Source organism: Schumannella luteola, assembly GCF_013408685.1.
Lineage (GTDB): Bacteria > Actinomycetota > Actinomycetes > Actinomycetales > Microbacteriaceae > Schumannella > Schumannella luteola.
Genome location: NZ_JACBZY010000001.1, coordinates 2,567,058 through 2,584,116 on the forward strand (window position 1 = coordinate 2,567,058; position 17,059 = coordinate 2,584,116).

Below are 17,059 nucleotides of genomic sequence, written 5' to 3' on the forward strand. Positions count from 1 at the left end.
CCCGCCCAGCGCGTGACCATGACGGCCGAGCAGGCCACCTGGTACCAGGACACCTTCGCGCGCCTCGTCGCCAACGTCGAGAACGTGCTCGTCGGCAAGACCTTCGTCGTCCGCCTCGGCTTCGTCGCCTTGCTCAGCGAAGGCCACCTGCTGCTCGAGGACTCGCCCGGCACCGGCAAGACCTCGCTGGCCCGCGCGATCGCGCAGAGCGTCGAGGGCAGCTCGAGCCGCATCCAGTTCACGCCCGACCTGCTGCCCGGCGACATCACCGGCGTCAGCATCTACGACCAGCGCAGCGGCGCCTTCGAGTTCCACCTCGGGCCGGTGTTCGCGAACATCGTGCTCGCCGACGAGATCAACCGCGCCTCGCCGAAGACGCAGGCCGCGCTGCTCGAGGTCATGGAGGAGCGCCACATCACCGCCGACGGCGTCGAGCACTCGGTGGATGCGCCGTTCATGGTCATCGCGACCCAGAACCCGATCGAGCAGGCCGGCACCTACCGCCTGCCCGAGGCGCAGCTCGACCGCTTCCTGCTCAAGGCGTCGATCGGATACCCCGACCACGCCTCGACCCTCCGCATCCTCGAATCGGCGGGCACCCGTTCGCACGAGGTGCGCCTCGACCCGGTGATCGGCGCGCAGCAGGTCGTCGAGCTGGCCCGCCTCGCCCGCACGGTGCACGTCGACCCGACCATCAACGACTACGTCTCGCGCCTGGTCGAGGCGACGCGCACCGCGACCGAGGTGCGCCTCGGCGGCAGCGTGCGCGCGGCGCTCGCGCTCATCCGCGCCTCGAAGACCCTCGCGGCCGCCTCGGGACGTCACTACGTCATCCCCGACGACGTGAAGGCGCTGGCCGAGCCGGTGCTCGCGCACCGCCTCGTGCTCGACCCCGAGGCGGAGTTCGACGGCGTCACGACCTCGGGCGTCATCTCCCAGATCCTCATCGAGACCCCGCCGCCGAGCGATCGGCAAGCCGTGTGAGCGCACCCGGCTCACCGCGCAGCACCGGGTCGCCCCGCGGAGCGACCCAGCGCACCGGCACGCGCTCGCTCGACCCGCACACCCGCACCGACACGCTCAGCAACACGCGCACCCGCATCGTCGGCGCGCGCACCGGCGTGCTCGCGGACGGGGTCGTCGGCGTCGTGCGGATCGGGCGGCGGGTCGGCGATGCGGTCGGCGACGTCGCCCGCCGGGTGTCGTCGGTCGTCACCACGCTCGGCTGGGTCGTGCTCGCACTGCTCATCGCCGCGGGCCTCGTCGGCTACGTGCTGCTCGGCTGGGTCGAGGCGGTCGTGCTGTTCTGGATCGCGATCGTGCTCGTGCTCGTCGCGGTCGTGTCGCTGATCGGCCGCAACGCCTTCGCCGTGACGCTCGAGCTCGAACGGCACAAGGTGGTCGTGGGCGAGCCGGCCACCGCGGCGATCAGCGTGCGCAGCACCGGCGCGCACCGCTCGCTCGGCGCGACCGCCGAGATCCCCGTCGGCGACGGACTCGCCGAGGCGGCGATCCCGAGCCTCCGCCGCGACGGGGTGCACCGCCAGGAGTTCGCGGTGCCGACCGGGCGACGTGGCGTCGTGCCGATCGGCCCGGTGCGCACGGTGCGCGCCGACCCGGTCGGTCTGGTGCGTCGCGAGCTCATCTGGACCGGCCGCGAGGAGCTCGTCGTGCACCCGCGCACGATCGCCATCCCCTCGACCAGCACGGGCCTCATCCGCGACCTCGAGGGTGCGGCGACCACCGACCTCACGCCGAGCGATGTGTCCTTCCACGCGCTGCGCGAGTATCAGGCGGGGGATGATCGGCGTTACATCCACTGGAAGTCCACCGCGAAGACCGGCACCTACATGGTGCGGCAGTTCGAGCAGACCCGCCGCAGCCACCTCGTCGTCGGGCTGAGCACCGCCGAGGCGGACTATCTCGATGCGGAGGAGTTCGAGCTCGCCGTGAGCGTCGCCGGCAGCCTCGGCGTGCGCGCGATCCGCGACGGGCGCACCGTCTCGGTGGTCGTGGGCGAGAAGACGCCCGAGTTCGCGAAGCGCCGTGTCTACGCCGTGCGTCCGCTCTCGACGGTGCGCCCGGGCCGCCTGCTCGACGATCTCGCCGTCGTCGCCTCCGACGAGAACGCGCTGCCGGTGCGCGACGTCGCCCGTGTGATCGCCGACACCGTCACCGGCGTCTCGATCGCCTTCCTGGTGACCGGCTCCCGCACGGCGCTGGCCGACCTGCGAGCGGCATCCGCGGCGTTCCCCGCCGACGTCGAGGTCGTCGCGGTCGTCTGCGATCCGGATGCGCGGCCGGGTCTGCGTCGGGTTCCGGGCCTCAACGTGCTGCGGGTCGGCCTGCTCGACGACCTGCGGCAGTCCCTCGCCCGTGCGGCGGCGGTGTCATGAGCACCCGGACCGCTGCGCCGGCGCGCGGCCGGACGCGCACCCGCGAACGGCTGCGTCCGCTGTTCGCCGTCACGACCATCCTCATCTTCTGGGCGCTCATCGCGATCGGCGCGGCCGGGTTCTGGCCCGTCTACCGCGACCTGAGCTTCGTCGTCGCGGCCGGCGGCGCCGTGCTGGTCGGCACGCTGCTGGCGGTCGTCGCCGCCGTGTTCCGCTGGCGGGCCTGGGCGCTCATGCTCGCCGCCTTCCTCGCCTTCCTCGCGACCGGGGTTCCGCTCGCGGTGCCCTCGCAGGCGGCGCGCGGCGTCGTGCCCACGGTCGAGGGTCTGACCTCGCTCGTGTCGGGCGTCGCCCTCGGCTGGCGGCAGCTGCTCACCATCACGCTGCCGGTCGGCGACTACCAGGCGCTTCTCGTGCCGGCGTTCGCGTCGATCCTCGTCGCCACCGTCGTCGGGCTCTCGGTCGGGCTGCGCGCCCGTCACGGCGAGCTCGGCGCGATCCCGCCGGCCGTCGTGCTCGTGCTCGGGATCGCCTTCGGGCCCGAGCGGGCCGCGTTCGGCGGCGCTCTCGCCGGCGGAGCCCTCGCGATCACGCTGATCTGGTGCGTCTGGCGCCGCGCCGCGCGACGACGCGAGGCCGTGCGCCGACTGCTCGGCTCCTCGGCGGCCGCGTCGGAGCGATCGCTCGGCACACGGTCGCTCGCCGCCGCCCTCGCCATCCTGCTGCTCGCCGGCGCCGGATCCGGCGTCGCCGCCGTGCAGCTCGCGCCCGGCGTGCCGCGTGCGGTGCTGCGCACGGCCGTCGTGCAGCCCGTCGACCCGCGCGACTACGCGAGCCCGCTCGCCGCCTTCCGCGGCTACCTGAAAGACGGCGCCGACGAGGACACGATGCTGCGCGTCAGCGGCCTCGGCGAAGGCCAGCGCATCCGCATCGCCACCCTCGATGCCTACGACGGCGTCGTCTACCGCAGCGGAACCGGCAACGCCGACGGCGGCTCGGGCAGCTTCGTCCGCGTGCCGACGAGCCTCGACCGCTCGGGCGACCAGGGGCAGCCGATCTCCGTCTCCATCCAGGTGGCCGACTATCGCGGAGTCTGGCTCCCCACCGTGGGCGATCTGACCTCCGTCGACTTCTCGGGCTCCGACGCGGAGGCGCTGCGTGGACGCTTCTACTACGACCGCGTCAGCGGCACCGGCGCCGTCCTCGGCGGTGTCGGCGCGGGCGACAGCTACCGCGTCGACGCGATCGAGCCGAGCACGCCGACGGCCGTGCAGCTCGCCGCGGCGACGCCCGGATCGGCGCGCGTGCCGGCGGCGAAGTCGGTTCCGGATGCCGTCGGCACCCGGGTCGAGGAGTACACCGCGGGTCAGTCGACGCCGGGACGTCAGCTGCAGGCCGTGCTCGACGGCCTGCGCCGCGACGGCTACATCAGCCACGGCATCGAGCCCACCGAGCCCCCCAGTCGCTCGGGTCACTCCGCCGAGCGCATCAGCGACCTGCTGACCTCGCCGCTCATGATCGGCGACGCCGAGCAGTACGCGGTCGCGGCCTCGCTCATGGCGCGGCAGATCGGCTTCCCGACGCGCGTCGTGGTCGGCTTCGTGCCGTCGGACGAGCATCCCGGCGTCATCCTCGGCTCCGACATCTCGGCATGGATCGAGGTGAACACGGCCGAGTATGGCTGGGTCTCGCTCGACCCGGTGCCGGAGGTGCGCCCGATCCCGGAGGCGCCGCCGCAGGACCCGACGCAGATCTCCCGCCCGCAGACCCCGGTCGAGCCGCCGCCGGACGAGCCGGACCCGCGCACCACGCAGAAGACGCCCGACACCACGCAGCAGCCGGACGCGCCCGACGACGCCTGGCTGCAGGTGATCCTCGCCGTGCTGCGCATCGCCGGGCCCATCGCCCTGCTGCTCGGCCTGCTCGCCTCGCCTTTCCTCGTGGTGGTGGCCGCGAAGGCGCGCCGGCGTCGACTGCGACGCCGCGCGCGGAGGCCGCTCGATCGCATCAGCGGCGCCTGGGACGAGTTCCGCGACGCCGCGATCGACCGCGGCTTCGCCGACATCCCCGCCGCGACGCGCACCGAGTTCGCGGAATCGGTCGGCCTCGCTCAGTCGCGCACTCTGGCGGCTGTCGCCGACCGTGCCGTCTTCTCCTCCGACGTGGTCGAGCCGGCCGAGGCGGAGCGGATGTGGCGCGCCCTGCGCGAACTCGACAACTCGCTCGATCGCGGCCTGACGCGATGGCAGCGCATCCGCGCCCGCATCTCCCTGCGGTCGCTCGGCGGCTACTCTGTGCGGAGGCTGCTGCGAGGCAGGAGGACCCGACGATGAACTGCCGATTCTGCGGCAGCGCCCTGCCGTCCGGCGCGCTGTTCTGCGGCGAGTGCGGCCGCCCTGCCGCGGCGAGCCCGACCGGGCAGCCGGTGATCGTCGAGCCCACGCCGGTGATCGAACGTGCCGAGGTCCAGCCGGCCGCTGTCCAGGAGGCCGCGGTCCAGCCGACCGCGGTCGGAGCCGCTCAGCCCCACGGTGACGTAGCTCGGGACGGTGCGGCCGAGGCAGGCGCGTACGAAGCTGCTCACGTGCCTCGCGATGCGGACGCGCCCGGGGCCTTCCACGGGGTGCCGGCGCGCGCTGCACGTCCCGTGCCGGTGCAGTTGCCAGACGAGTTCCCCGAGTCGGCCGCGTCGGCGGACGCCGGCTACGGACGGCACAGCGGCCCGGTGGCGGCGGAGCGCGTGCCGGATCCCGTCGCATCGTCGGAGCCGGCACCGGACGAGCGCCGGCCCGTCGACGCGCCTCCGGCCCTCGTCAGCCCGCTGACGGATTCGGCGATCGACGTGCCGAGGGCAGACCCGACGCCGGCCCCGGTCGAGGCGCCGGCCGAGCCGCCGCATCGCTCGTCGGGTCGCCGATCCGCCACCGACCCGCTCCCGGCCCCTCCCGGCGGAGGATCATGGCCGAGCGGGCCGGTGACGCCGCCGCCCGCCGACCCGCCCGCCGTCGCGTCGCCCCCGGCCGTTCCTTCCGCGGCCGTCGGGCCCGAGGCCGCGCCTCCGCGCGTCGCGCCGGCTCCGAGCGAGCCTCTGCTGCCGGTGCCGGACATCCCGGTGCTGCGACCCCAGGTCGCGCCGGGTCTGCCGCAGCTTCCCGACGGACAGCGCGAGGTGGCGATCGACCTCGAAGACACCCGCCTGGTGAGCCGTTCGCCGCGCCCGGCGAGCTGGGTTCTGCAGTTCTCGACGGGGGAGTCGTTCACGGTCAGCGGCAGCGGGCTGATCGGACGCAATCCCTCGGCGCAGCCGGCGGAGTTCATGGATCAGCTCGTCCCGCTCTTCGACGCCGGCAAGTCGGTGTCGAAGACCCATCTCGAGTTCGGCCAGGACGAGGGCCGCTTCTGGGTGAGTGATCGCTACTCGACGAACGGGTCCGTCATCCGCCCGCCGGATTCGGAGCCGCGGCGTTGCGAGCCCGGCAGACGCTACCTGGTGTCGCGCGGCACGCGCGTTGACATCGGCGAGCAGTTCTTCGTCGTGAGCTGATCCCTCCCCAGGGTCGCCGCCGGCCGGTTCTCCCCGATCCGCGCTCGTCCGGCGTCACGGCCGGGTTCGACCGGCTGAACTGGGGGAGTGCTTCTGCTTCCTCACCCGCGTCGCTTCGATCTCCCGCGGGTCGACGCACCGCCGTCCCGATCCGGTCTGCCGCTCCTCGGCGCGCTCGCGCCCCTGGTGATGGCGGTCGTGCTCTGGGCCGTGACGCAGTCGATCTTCTCCCTGCTGATCGGGCTGCTGAGCCCGGTGCTGGCTTTCGCCGGACTGCTGGACCGGCGGCTCAGCGCACGCCGACAGCGGCGTGACGAGGCGGCTCGCGTGCGGAAGGAGCTCGCCGCACTCGAGCGCCGGCTCTCCGACCATCTGGACGCCGAGCGCGACCGACTCGCCCGGGCCGCGCGGGGGCCGGCTCGGGTCGGCGCCGGCGCGACGCTCCGGGGCGACGCACTCGAGATGCCGATCGCCCTCGGATCGGCGCAGCTGCCGTCGGCGCTGGAGTGGCCGACCGACGATCTCGGGCGGCTGCCGGCTGTGCTCGCGGCTGAGGCGCGTGAGGTCATGCGGCGTTCCGACCGCGTTCGCGGCCCGGTCGTCGTGGATGCGAGGGGCGGGCTCGCCGTGACGATCGAGGGTGACGCGGATGCCGGAGCGACCGGCGCCGCCGTGCGGAGGGCGCTCGCCCTGCGCTGCGCGCTGGCGCTGCCGGATGACTGGGATCTCCTGGCGCCCGAGGGAGAGGACTGGTGCCGGGGGCTCGCGCGACGGGTGACCACCGCGTCCCCGCCGGAGCAGGGCGAACCGGTCTCGGGCGGGGAGTGGGTGCTCACCGGGCCGGCGGGCGAGATCCGGATCGGCGTCCCGGAGCGAGCGAGTTCGGCCGCGATGCGCCTCACCATCGGCGTCGACGACGCCATGCTGGCAGGCGACGGCGTGACGCATCGGCTGGCGGCGTTCCGACCCCAGCGGGTGAGCCGGGCGCAGGCTGCGCTCGCGATCGCCGCCCGGGACCGCGACACATCGCCGGGCGCGACCGCCGGCGAGCTCCCCGCGTCGGTGGACTACGACGAGCTCGCCGGGGTCGTGGGGCGCGCGGGCGGACTCGCGGCGCCGCTCGGGCTCGCCGTCGATGGGCGCCCCGTGCTCGTCGATCTCGTGGACGACGGTCCGCACGCGATCGTCGGCGGCACCACCGGGTCGGGCAAGAGCGAGCTGCTCGTCACCTGGGTTCTCGGCATGGCCGCACGAACCCCGCCTTCGCAGCTCTCGCTGCTGCTCGTCGACTTCAAGGGCGGTGCCGCGTTCGCACCGCTGGAGCAGCTGCCCCACGTCGTCGGTGTGCTGAGCGATCTCGATTCGCAGGCCGCCCGACGAGCCGTCGTGAGCCTGCGCACCGAACTGCTGCGCCGCGAGCGGATGCTCGCCGAGCGACGTGCGCGGTCGATCGAGGAGCTCGATCCGGGGTTGATGCCGCGGCTCGTCGTGGTCGTCGACGAATTCGCCGCGCTCATCGCGGAGCAGCCCGAGCTCGGCGCGGTCGTGACCGATCTCGCCGCGCGCGGTCGATCGCTCGGCATCCACCTGGTGCTCTGCACCCAGCGGCCGGCCGGGATCGTGAAGGACGCCGTGCTCGCGAACGCGACGCTGCGGGTGAGTCTGCGGGTGAACAACCGCCACGACAGCAGCTCGGTGATCGGCAGCGACGCCGCGGCCGAGCTGCCGAGCCTGCCGCGCGGGCGCGGCGTGCTGGCGGTCGAGGGCCGGCCGGTGCCGATGCAGGTCGCCCGCGCGACGGAGTCCGACATCGCCGCGGTTTCCGAGAACTGGCGCGGAGCGCCGACCGCCGCCGCCTTCTGGACCCCGGGGCTGCCGAAGCTGGTCACGCGAGCCGACCTGGTGAGCCTCCCGGCTCCGCCCGCCCCTGGGCTCGTCTTCGGGCTCGTCGATCTCCCGGAGCAGCAGAGGATCGGCGCGGCCGTCTACGACCCGGCGGTCGACGGCCATCTGCTCGTCATCGGCGGGCGCGGCGCGGGCACGACGACGACGCTCGCGGCGATCGCGGAAGCCGCCGGAGCTGCCGCGCTCGTCGGATCGAGCTGCCTTCCGGACGCGTGGGCGCTCATCCAGCGCGTCGCCGATCTCCCGAGCGCGCCGTCGAAGCACGCAGCCGGGCCGCTCCTGCTCGTCGACGACGTCGACCGACTGCTCGACGAAGCCGGCGACGAGGCCCGGGTCGACCTCGCCGCGCTCCTCGTGCGGGCCGCACGCTCGCTCGAGGTCGGCGGGGGCGCCCTCGTGCTGGGCGCCTCCCGTCCGCTCGGCGGCGTCTCGACGCTGAACTCGGCGATCGACCGGCGCCTGCTCCTCGCGCTCCCGTCGCGCGAGGACCACGTGATGGCGGGCGGAGACGGTCGGGACTGGTCGGTCCGACGTCGACCCGGATCCGGCATCTGGGGCGGCGCTGAGATCCAGGTCGCGACGGCTCCCGCCCCGCCCGCCCACGAGATCGAGGTCGCGCGCGTGGCACTCGACCCGACGCAGACCCTCGCGATCGCCACGGGTCGAGTCGGCGTCGTGCGCGAAGGGCTTCGGCACGCCGGGACGACCACGCTGACCCTCGACGATGTCGACCGTCAGGGCGGCGCTCTGCCGCTCGGGATCCCCGTCATCGGCGACATCGACGACTGGCTCGCCGACTTCGGCGCGCTCGATCGCGCACGTCGCAGCGGCCGCCTGCTCGTCCACGCGGCATCCCCGGCCGACGTCCGCGCCCTCACCCGCATCCGTCGACCGCTGCCGCCGCTCGACCCGCGCCGCGACGAGGCCTGGTGCATCGACGGCCGAGAGGTGACCAGGGTGACGACGCCGTGGTGAGCGCGCACGCAACCGATCGACCCCGTCTTCGGGGGTCAGCGCGCGCGATCGCGTGAAATCTATGTTTCGAAACAGCGCGATCCGCGGAACATGCCTAGGCGGGAATGCGGGCTTGTGTCACTATCGACCCACGGCCGCCGGGCCGTGTCACGACGAGGAGACCCCGATGCCCCGACCCCTTCCCGCCGACCCGGTCATCCGCCAGCTGGTCCAGCAGGCGCGACGCACCCAGTTCAGCCGCCGGCAGGTCTTCGCCGGCGCGGGCATCGGAGCGGGGGCTCTCGCTCTCGCGGCCTGCTCGACGCCGGCCGCCGAACTGAAGCCGGCGAAGGACGACTCGGCGTCGGACAAGACCATGGTCTGGGCGAACTGGCCCGATTACCTCGACGTCGACGACGCGAAGAAGCACCCCACCCTCGAGAAGTTCGCGCAGCAGACCGGCATCAAGGTCGACTACCGCGAAGACGTCGACGACAACAACAGCTACTTCGCCAAGGTGCGCGACCAGCTGCTCAAGGGCGCCGACATCGGCGCCGACACCGTGTGCCTCACCGAGTGGATGGTCGCCCGCCTCGTACGCGCCGGCTACGTGCAGGAGCTCGACAAGGCGAACATCCCCAACGCGAAGAATCTCGTCTCGACGCTCGCGAGCCCCGACTTCGACCCCGACCGCTCGCGCTCGCTGCCGTGGCAGGGCGGCTTCGCCGGCATCGCCTGGAACACCGAGCAGGTCGGCGAGCTGAAGCAGGTCTCCGATCTCTGGAAGCCCGAGCTCGCCGGCCGCGTCGGCGTGCTCTCCGAGATGCGCGACACGATCGGCCTCATCCTGCTCGAGCAGGGCGTCGACATCAGCGGCGACAAGTGGGGCGCCGACGAGTTCGGCAAGGCGATGGACGAGTTCAAGAAGCAGCTCTCGAACAAGCAGATCCGCAACGTCAAGGGCAACTCGTACACCGAGGACCTCGCCAACGGCGACACGCTCGCGGCCATCTGCTGGTCGGGCGACATCACCCTGCTCAACGGCGAGATCGGCTACGAGAAGTTCAAGTTCGTCGTCCCCGAGACCGGGGGCACGATCTGGAACGACACCTTCGTCGTGCCGATGGGTGCGACGCACAAGGCGAACGCCGAGAAGCTCATGAACTACTACTACGAGCCAGAGGTCGCCGCCGAGGTCGCCGCCTACGTCAACTACGTCACCCCGGTCGAGGGAGCCGCCGCGGCGGCTGCCGCGATCGACCCGCAGCTCGCCGAGAACCAGCTCATCTTCCCGAACGCCGAGACGCTCAAGACCGTGCACACCTTCCGCACGTTGTCGGCCGAAGAGGACCAGGCCTTCACGCAGGAGTTCCAGCGCGCCCTGCTCGGCGCCTGATGGCGGCCTTCGACGAGGCCGGAGCCGACCTCGAGCTCCGCCAGATCACCAAGACCTTCCCCGGCTTCACCGCGATCGATCAGCTCGACCTCACGATTCCCGCCGGGTCGTTCTTCGCACTGCTCGGGCCCTCCGGCTGCGGCAAGACCACGACCCTGCGTCTCGTCGCCGGGCTCGAGGAGCCGACCTCGGGGCGGGTCGTGATCGGCGGCCGCGACGTGACGACGACGAAGCCGCACGAGCGACCCGTCAACACGGTCTTCCAGAGCTATGCGCTGTTCCCGCACATGACCGTGCAGGGCAACGTCGAATTCGGCCTCCGACGTCGCGGAGCGAAGGATGCCGCCGGGCGGGCCGCCGAGGCCCTGCGCCTGGTGCAGCTCGACCACCTCGCCGCGCGTCGCCCCTCGCAGCTCTCCGGCGGGCAGCAGCAGCGCGTCGCCCTCGCGCGCGCGATCGTGAACAGGCCGGCTCTGCTCCTCCTCGACGAGCCGCTCGGCGCGCTCGACCTGAAGCTGCGCCGCGAGATGCAGCTCGAGCTGAAGGCGATCCAGGCCGAGGTCGGCCTCACCTTCCTGCACGTGACGCACGATCAGGAGGAGGCCATGACCATGGCCGACACGGTCGCCGTCATGAACCACGGCCGCATCGAGCAGATGGGATCGCCGCAGGAGCTCTACGAGCTGCCCCGCACCGCCTTCGTCGCGAACTTCCTCGGCCAGTCGAACCTGCTGACCGGCGATGTCGTCAGCTCCTCTGATGACGCGACCGTCGTGGACGTGGCGGGCAGCCGCATCGCCGTGCCGACCGCGCGCGCGCAGCGCACCAGCGGCACGGTGACCGTCGGGGTGCGGCCCGAGAAGCTGCTGCTGGTCACCGATGAGCCGAAGGCGAAGACCGGCGTCAACGTGATCGGCCCCGGCCGCATCACCGACACCTCCTTCGCCGGCGTCAGCACCCAGTACGTCGTCGAGTTCCCCGAGAACCCGGCCCTGCCGGCCGTGACGGTGTTCGCTCAGAACCTGGTCTTCGGCTCGACGCTGAACCCCGGCGCCGAGGTCTGGGTCACCTGGTCGGCCGACCACAGCTTCGGTCTCGCTGATGCCGCCACGCCCGGCTCGAGCTTCGCCGCCGAGGCCGGTCGCGGCAGCGAGTCCAGCGAATCCAGTGACGCCGCGGCCGCCGCGGCGGAGGACTGACATGGCGTTCGGCGCCTTCGCGGGCGGCCCCGCGGCGGCTCCCGGGGTCGCCGCGGCACAGCGGAAGAGCCGCATCGTGCTGCTGCTGCTCCTGCCGGGCGTGATCTACCTGGCGATCACCTACGTCGCCCCGCTCATCTCGCTCGTGCTGACGAGCCTGCAGTCGCCGAGCCCCGACTTCGCGATCGGGTCGTACGTGTACGGCTTCAACGTGAACAACTACGTCGTCGCCCTGCAGACCTACGCGCCGGTGCTCGGGCGCTCGTTCCTGTTCGCGCTGACGGCGACCGTGCTGACGCTCGTGATCGGCTACCCGCTCGCGTACTTCATCGGCGTGACCCTGCGGCGCTTCCCGTTGCTGCAGAGCCTCGCGCTCGTGCTCGTCATCGCGCCGTTCTTCATCAGCTTCCTGCTGCGCACGCTCGCCTGGAAGCAGATCTTCTCCGACGAGGGCCCGGTCGTCTCCTTCCTGCAGGGGCTCTCGCTGCTGCCGCACGACGCGCACCTCACCGGCACGCCGTTCATGGTGATCTTCGGCCTCACCTACAACTTCCTGCCCTTCACCGTGCTGCCGATGTACACCTCGCTCGAGCGCCTCGACCTGCGCTACCTCGAAGCCGCCTCCGACCTCTACGCGAGCCGCTGGCACTCCTTCTGGCGCGTGACCTTCCCGCTCTCGCTGCCCGGCGTCGTCTCGGGCACGCTGCTGACCTTCATCCCGGCGACCGGCGACTACATCAACGCGAGCCCGAGCTTCCTCGGCGGGCTCGACACGGCGATGATCGGCAACGTGATCGAGCAGAACTTCCTGGTGCTGCAGAACTATCCGGCCGCGGCGGCGATGTCGATCGTGCTCATGGTGGCGATCCTCATCCCGGTCGCGGTGTACGTCAGCGCGACGAAGACGGAGGACCTGCTGTGACCGGCCGATTCCGCGGCTGGGGCGTCGCCGTCTACTCGATCGTCGTCTTCGCGATCCTGCTCGTGCCGATCGGCTACACGGTGCTGTTCTCGTTCAACGACTCGCGGCGCACGAACATCATCTGGCGCGGCTTCACGCTCGACAACTGGACCGGCATCTGCGACGACGCCCGTGTCTGCGGCGCCTTCGGGGCGAGCATCGGCGTCGGCAGCGCGGCGACGCTCGTCGCCTGCGCACTCGGCACCGCGATCGCGATCGCCCTCGTGCGCTTCCGATTCCGGTTCCGCAATGCCCTGACGATCCTGCTGTTCCTGCCGATGGCGACACCGGAGATCGTGCTCGGCGCGGGCCTCTCCTCGCAGCTGGTCAACCTCGGCATCGAGAAGAACCTCGTCACGGTGACGATCGCCCACGTCATGTTCTGCATCAGCTTCGTGGTCGTGACGGTCCGCGCCCGCGCCGCCTCGCTCGATCCGGCGCTGGAGGAGGCCGGTCGCGACCTCTACGGCTCGCCGGCGCAGGTCTTCTGGCGGGTGACCTTCCCGCTGCTGCTGCCCGGCATCGTAGCGGCGGCGCTGCTCAGCTTCGCGCTGAGCTTCGACGACTTCATCATCACGAATTTCGTGTCGGGCAGCGCCGAGACGCTTCCGAAGTACATCTACATCGCGGCCGCGCGCGGCATCCCGGCGCAGGCGAACGTGTTCGCCTCGCTGATCTTCTTCCTCGCGATCGCCGCGGTCATCACGATCAGCCTGATCGGCGCCGCGCGGCGCAAGCGGCTGCTGCGCGGCTGACCGGGCGGGCCCGTGTGAGAGTGGCCGCATGACCGAGACGGAGATCCTCGACCACCTGCGCGACCTCGACGACGTCGTGGTGCAGACCGCCGGCCCCGGCGACGGCTCGCCCGAGGCGGCGTGGGGAGACAGCTTCGCGACCGTCGGCGCTGGCCGCTCGCTGGCCGAGCGCGGACAGCCCTTCACGACCGTCGTGACGAAGGACTACCCGGGCTTCGATGCGGTGTCCGCGCTGTCAGCCCCGGGTCGCTTCCGCGTCAACGTGCAGCTCGATCGCGCGACGTTCCGCTCGAGCTTCGGCTTCGCGCCGCGGGAGGCGGGGTCGCATCTCGACGGCATCGACTTCGCCGAGTCGGATGTGCTGCTGCCGCATCCGACCTACGCCGGGCAGAGCTGGGCCTGCGTGGTGCTGCCGGGAGAGCGCACCTCCGACCTGCTGCGCGACCTGGTCGACCGCGCGCACGCCGCGGCCCTCGCCCGCCTCGCCCGGCGGGCCGAGTAGCGGCGGGCCCGGGATCAGACCAGCAGGCGCCAGGTGCCGACCGGCTGCCCGCCCCCGAGCATCGGGGGAGCGGTGCGCTCGAGCGTCTCGGCGAGGGCGCCCGGATCGAGGCGGCTGTGGCGGGCGAGCAGGCTCAGCGCGACGAGGCTGCCCACGCGACCGGAGCCGTCGAGCACCTTCACCGCCGCGCTCGTGCCGTCCTGTGCGACCGCGATGTAGTAGCCCTCGGCGCCGAGCTTCGCGAAGACGCCGAGGTTCTCGACGGCGACGGTGTTGTCGCGACCGGGGCCGTCGATCGCCCAGGGGTGCGCGCGCACGGCCGAGGCGATCACGCTGGGTCCGTTCGCGACGCGGCTCGCCGCGCGCGCCATCCCGACCGGGGTGATGGCGTGCACCGGTGCACCGCAGCCGTCGACGCCGCTGTGCGCGATGGCTTCTCCGGCGCTCTCCTCGACGATCTCGGCGATCGAGCGCTGCAGCGGATGCGACGGGTCGAGGTAGTCGTCGATCGACCAGCCCGCGTGCACGCACGCGGCGAGGAAGGCGGCGTGCTTGCCGGAGCAGTTCATGGCGACGCGGCGCTTCTCGCCCGCGTCCCGCCCGGAGGCGGCGTCGAGCGGCCAGTCCGGCGGGCACTGCAGGTCGTCGGCGCTGAGTCCGGCGCCGAGCAGGGTGCGCTCGACGACCTCGATGTGACGCGAGGTGCCGCCGTGGCTCGCGGTCGCGAGCGCGATCTGCTCCTGGTCGAGCCGAACACCGGTCGCCAGCGCGGCCGTCGCCTGCAGGGGCTTGAGCGAGGAGCGGGGGTAGATGGCGGCCGAGGCGTCGCCGTGGGCCTCGAGCACCTCGCCCGAGGGGGAGACGACGACGGCGACGCCCAGGTGGCGCGACTCGTCGAGACCTGATCGGTCGACGACCGCCAGTTCGACCGAGCCGGCGGCGGTGAGCGGATGCGGGGCGAAGGGCTGGTCCGTCATGATGATCGAGTCTATTGATCGGCGCCGACACCGCCGGAGGGGACGGACGATGCGCTTCGAGCACGGCTTCCGGGTGCAGCTGGAGTGGACGGGCGACCTCGGCCGCGGCACGGCGGATGCGCGCGCCTACAGCCGCGAGCACGTGCTGCGGGCGGAGGGGCACCACGAGATCCGCGGTTCGGCGGATCGGGTCTTCCACGGCGACGCCGCGCTCTGGAACCCCGAGCAGATGCTGCTCGGCGCCCTGAGCCAGTGCCACCTGCTCGCCTACCTCTACGAAGCGGCCGCGAACGGGGTCGTCGTGGTCGGCTACACCGACGACGCGACGGCCACGCTCAAGACCGAGGCGGATGGCTCGGGAGCGGTGACCGAGGCGGTGCTGCGTCCGGTCGTCACGATCGCGGCCGGAGACCCCGGGCTCGCCCAGCGCCTGCACGACTCCGCGAAGTCGAAGTGCTTCATCGCGAACAGCGTCGCCTTCCCCGTGCGGCACGAGCCGGTCGTGCTGCTCGCGGACGATCCGCTGAGCTGAGCGGCTCGCGACCACGGCACGCGCCGCCGGCACTGCGCCCCCTGCGCCGCGTCCGCCCTCGGCGAACCCGGCACGGCCCCTCTCCCGTCTCGCGGTGTCGCGCACTAGCGTCGGCCTCATGCTCCTGAGGCACGCCGTCGGCGCCGCGCTGCGCCGCATCCGTCTGGACTCGGGTCGCACCCTGCGCGAGGTCGCGCACGACGCGGCGATCTCGATGCCCTACCTCTCCGAGATCGAGCGTGGTCGCAAGGAGCCCTCGAGCGAGGTGCTCGCCGGTCTGTGCCGGGCGCTCGGACTGACGATCCTCGATCTGCTGCGCGAAGCCGGCGTCGAGGCGGGTGCGCAGGCCCCGGTGGTCGATCTCGCCGAGCGCCGCGAGGCGCGCATCAGCGTGCTGCGTGCGCCTGGCGCCCCGTCGTCGATCCGGCACGGCGGCGACGCGGGATCGACTTCCCACGACGTGCTGCTCGCGGCCTGAGAGACGGTTCGACCGCACCGCGCGACCCCAGCGCACACGAGCTCCCCCCACGCGGAACGAGCGCCGCACCCGATCGGGTACGGCGCTCGTTCGCTGTCGCGGAGCAGGCGGATGCGGCCGGCAGGCTCAGCCGAGCCGCGCGAGCGCCTCCTCGATGACGGTCGCGGCGTCGTCGATGAGCTCCTCGCTGATCACGACGCTCGGCAGCAGGCGCAGCACGCTGTCCCAGCTGCCGGCATCCAGCGGGATGACGCCGTTCGCGGTCGCGTGCTTCAGCACGGCCTTCAGCGCCTCGGGGTTCGGCTCGCGGGTGCCGGGCTTGACGAGCTCGATGCCGAACATGGCGCCCTTGCCGCGCACCTCGCCGACGACGGCGAACTTCTCGGCCCAGTCGCCGATGCGCGCCCAGAGCGCCTTCTCGACGCGCTGCGCCTCGCCGATGAGGTTCTCGCGCTCGATGACCTCGAAGGTCGCGAGGGCGGCCGCGGTCGAGACCGGGTTGCCGCCGAAGGTGCCGCCGACGCCGCCGGGCTGCACCGCGTCCATGACCTCGGCGCGGCCGGTGACCGCGGCGAGCGGGAAGCCGCCCGCGATGCCCTTGGCCGTGGTGATGATGTCGGGCACGACGCCGTGGTGCTCGATCGAGTACCAGGCGCCCGTGCGGGCGATGCCGGCCTGGATCTCGTCGGCGACGAAGAGGATGCCGTTCTCCTCGCAGAAGGCCTTGATGGCCTGGAAGTAGCCGTCGGCGGGGATGATGATGCCGCCGTCGCCCTGGATCGGCTCGACGAAGAAGGCCGCGACCTCCTCCGCGCCGATGTGGGTGCGGATGTAGTCGATCGTCTTGGCCGCCGCCTCCTCGCCGGTGAGTCCGTCGCGGAAGGGGTAGCTGATCGGCACCGAGTAGAGGTCGCCGGGGAACGGCCCCATGCCGGCGCGCTCCGGCCAGGGGCGGTAGGTCATCGCCATGGTCAGGTTGGTGCGGCCGTGGAAGGCGTGATCGAGGCTGAGGATGACGCGGCGTCCGGTGAACTTGCGCGCGATCTTGACCGCGTTCTCGACGGCCTCGGCGCCGGAGTTGACGAGCACGCTGCGCTTCTCGAAGTCGCCGGGGGTGATCTCGGCGAGCTTCTCGGCGACGCGCACGTAGTTCTCGTACGGGGTGACGGTGAAGAGCGTGTGGGTGAGCTTGGTCGCCTGCTCCGCGGCGGCCGCGGCGACGTCGGCGTTGGCGTGGCCGATCGTGGTGACGCCGATGCCGCAGCCGAGGTCGATGAGCTGGTTGCCGTCGACATCGACCAGGATCGCTCCCGAGCCGCGCTCCATGTAGATGTTCGCGAGCGTGCCGGCACCGCGCGAGACCGAGGCCTCGCGGCGGGCCTGCAGGGCGACCGAGTTCGGGCCGGGGAGTTCGGTGACGAGCTTGCGCTCCTGGGGCACGCTGAAGTCCATGCGGTCGA

At 72.4% G+C, this 17,059-nt stretch carries 14 protein-coding genes; 12 read left to right on the plus strand and 2 right to left on the minus strand.

The features are described 5' to 3' along the window. Window positions 1-12: 12 nt before the first annotated feature. The 10 genes from BJ979_RS11605 (at window position 13) to BJ979_RS11650 (ending at window position 13,612) form a co-directional block, all read left to right on the plus strand. Window positions 13-984, plus strand: coding sequence for an AAA family ATPase (locus BJ979_RS11605; RefSeq protein WP_179570285.1), 972 nt, complete (start codon window positions 13-15; stop codon window positions 982-984). Then, window positions 981-2,396 carry a DUF58 domain-containing protein gene (locus tag BJ979_RS18175; RefSeq protein ID WP_179568016.1) on the plus strand — a complete coding sequence of 472 codons (1,416 nt, stop codon included), beginning with the start codon at window positions 981-983 and terminating at the stop codon, window positions 2,394-2,396. Before BJ979_RS11605 ends, BJ979_RS18175 begins: the two co-directional genes overlap by 4 nt. Then, window positions 2,393-4,729: a transglutaminase-like domain-containing protein gene (locus BJ979_RS11615; protein WP_179568018.1), complete on the plus strand. Its 2,337-nt coding sequence runs from the start codon at window positions 2,393-2,395 to the stop codon at window positions 4,727-4,729. The genes BJ979_RS18175 and BJ979_RS11615 overlap by 4 nt, the downstream gene beginning before the upstream one ends. A 764-nt stretch (window positions 4,730-5,493) precedes the next feature. Beyond that, window positions 5,494-5,940 (plus strand): FHA domain-containing protein, encoded by a 447-nt coding sequence (locus BJ979_RS18180; RefSeq protein ID WP_343046682.1) that lies wholly within the window; start codon window positions 5,494-5,496, stop codon window positions 5,938-5,940. A gap of 87 nt (window positions 5,941-6,027) precedes the next feature. Further along, window positions 6,028-8,820 (plus strand): FtsK/SpoIIIE domain-containing protein, encoded by a 2,793-nt coding sequence (locus BJ979_RS11625; RefSeq protein ID WP_179568021.1) that lies wholly within the window; start codon window positions 6,028-6,030, stop codon window positions 8,818-8,820. 166 nt (window positions 8,821-8,986) lie between these two features. Then, a complete protein-coding gene (locus BJ979_RS11630) occupies window positions 8,987-10,195 on the plus strand; it encodes an ABC transporter substrate-binding protein (protein ID WP_179568022.1) in 1,209 nt (402 codons plus the stop codon). Further along, window positions 10,195-11,394 carry an ABC transporter ATP-binding protein gene (locus tag BJ979_RS11635; RefSeq protein ID WP_179568023.1) on the plus strand — a complete coding sequence of 400 codons (1,200 nt, stop codon included), beginning with the start codon at window positions 10,195-10,197 and terminating at the stop codon, window positions 11,392-11,394. The genes BJ979_RS11630 and BJ979_RS11635 overlap by 1 nt, the downstream gene beginning before the upstream one ends. Before the next feature lies 1 nt (window position 11,395). Beyond that, window positions 11,396-12,316 (plus strand): ABC transporter permease, encoded by a 921-nt coding sequence (locus BJ979_RS11640; protein ID WP_179568024.1) that lies wholly within the window; start codon window positions 11,396-11,398, stop codon window positions 12,314-12,316. Continuing rightward, entirely contained in the window at window positions 12,313-13,110 is a 798-nt protein-coding gene (locus BJ979_RS11645; RefSeq protein ID WP_179568025.1) for an ABC transporter permease, read from the plus strand. The genes BJ979_RS11640 and BJ979_RS11645 overlap by 4 nt, the downstream gene beginning before the upstream one ends. Window positions 13,111-13,138: 28 nt before the next feature. After that, window positions 13,139-13,612 carry a DUF6194 family protein gene (locus BJ979_RS11650; RefSeq protein WP_179568026.1) on the plus strand — a complete coding sequence of 158 codons (474 nt, stop codon included), beginning with the start codon at window positions 13,139-13,141 and terminating at the stop codon, window positions 13,610-13,612. 14 nt (window positions 13,613-13,626) lie between these two features. On the opposite strand, the gene BJ979_RS11655 is transcribed toward BJ979_RS11650, so the two are convergent. Next, window positions 13,627-14,589 (minus strand): asparaginase, encoded by a 963-nt coding sequence (locus BJ979_RS11655; RefSeq protein WP_179568027.1) that lies wholly within the window; start codon window positions 14,587-14,589, stop codon window positions 13,627-13,629. Window positions 14,590-14,638: 49 nt separating this feature from the next. Here BJ979_RS11655 and BJ979_RS11660 point away from each other — a divergent pair, with 49 nt between their 5' ends. Together BJ979_RS11660 and BJ979_RS11665 are read left to right on the plus strand one after the other, a co-directional pair. Continuing rightward, the gene (locus BJ979_RS11660; protein ID WP_179568029.1) at window positions 14,639-15,121 is read left to right on the plus strand and encodes an OsmC family protein; all 483 of its coding nucleotides are present in this window, start codon (window positions 14,639-14,641) and stop codon (window positions 15,119-15,121) included. A 118-nt stretch (window positions 15,122-15,239) separates the two neighbouring features. Then, on the plus strand, window positions 15,240-15,599 hold the full coding sequence (locus tag BJ979_RS11665; RefSeq protein WP_179568031.1) for a helix-turn-helix domain-containing protein: 360 nt from the start codon (window positions 15,240-15,242) through the stop codon (window positions 15,597-15,599). Window positions 15,600-15,725: 126 nt separating this feature from the next. On the opposite strand, the gene BJ979_RS11670 is transcribed toward BJ979_RS11665, so the two are convergent. Further along, window positions 15,726-17,051 carry an aminotransferase class III-fold pyridoxal phosphate-dependent enzyme gene (locus BJ979_RS11670; RefSeq protein ID WP_179568033.1) on the minus strand — a complete coding sequence of 442 codons (1,326 nt, stop codon included), beginning with the start codon at window positions 17,049-17,051 and terminating at the stop codon, window positions 15,726-15,728. Window positions 17,052-17,059 lie beyond the last annotated feature (8 nt).

Excerpts from the sequence above, each read along its gene's own strand:
- BJ979_RS11615 (WP_179568018.1), top strand. The coding sequence starts at position 2,393 with ATGAGCACCCGGACCGCTGCGCCGGCGCGCGGCCGGACGCGCACCCGC.
- BJ979_RS11630 (WP_179568022.1), top strand. The coding sequence starts at position 8,987 with ATGCCCCGACCCCTTCCCGCCGACCCGGTCATCCGCCAGCTGGTCCAG.
- BJ979_RS11635 (WP_179568023.1), top strand. The coding sequence starts at position 10,195 with ATGGCGGCCTTCGACGAGGCCGGAGCCGACCTCGAGCTCCGCCAGATC.
- BJ979_RS11640 (WP_179568024.1), top strand. The coding sequence starts at position 11,396 with ATGGCGTTCGGCGCCTTCGCGGGCGGCCCCGCGGCGGCTCCCGGGGTC.
- BJ979_RS11650 (WP_179568026.1), top strand. The coding sequence starts at position 13,139 with ATGACCGAGACGGAGATCCTCGACCACCTGCGCGACCTCGACGACGTC.
- BJ979_RS11655 (WP_179568027.1), bottom strand. The coding sequence starts at position 14,589 with ATGACGGACCAGCCCTTCGCCCCGCATCCGCTCACCGCCGCCGGCTCG.
- BJ979_RS11660 (WP_179568029.1), top strand. The coding sequence starts at position 14,639 with ATGCGCTTCGAGCACGGCTTCCGGGTGCAGCTGGAGTGGACGGGCGAC.
- BJ979_RS11665 (WP_179568031.1), top strand. The coding sequence starts at position 15,240 with ATGCTCCTGAGGCACGCCGTCGGCGCCGCGCTGCGCCGCATCCGTCTG.
- BJ979_RS11670 (WP_179568033.1), bottom strand. The coding sequence starts at position 17,051 with ATGGACTTCAGCGTGCCCCAGGAGCGCAAGCTCGTCACCGAACTCCCC.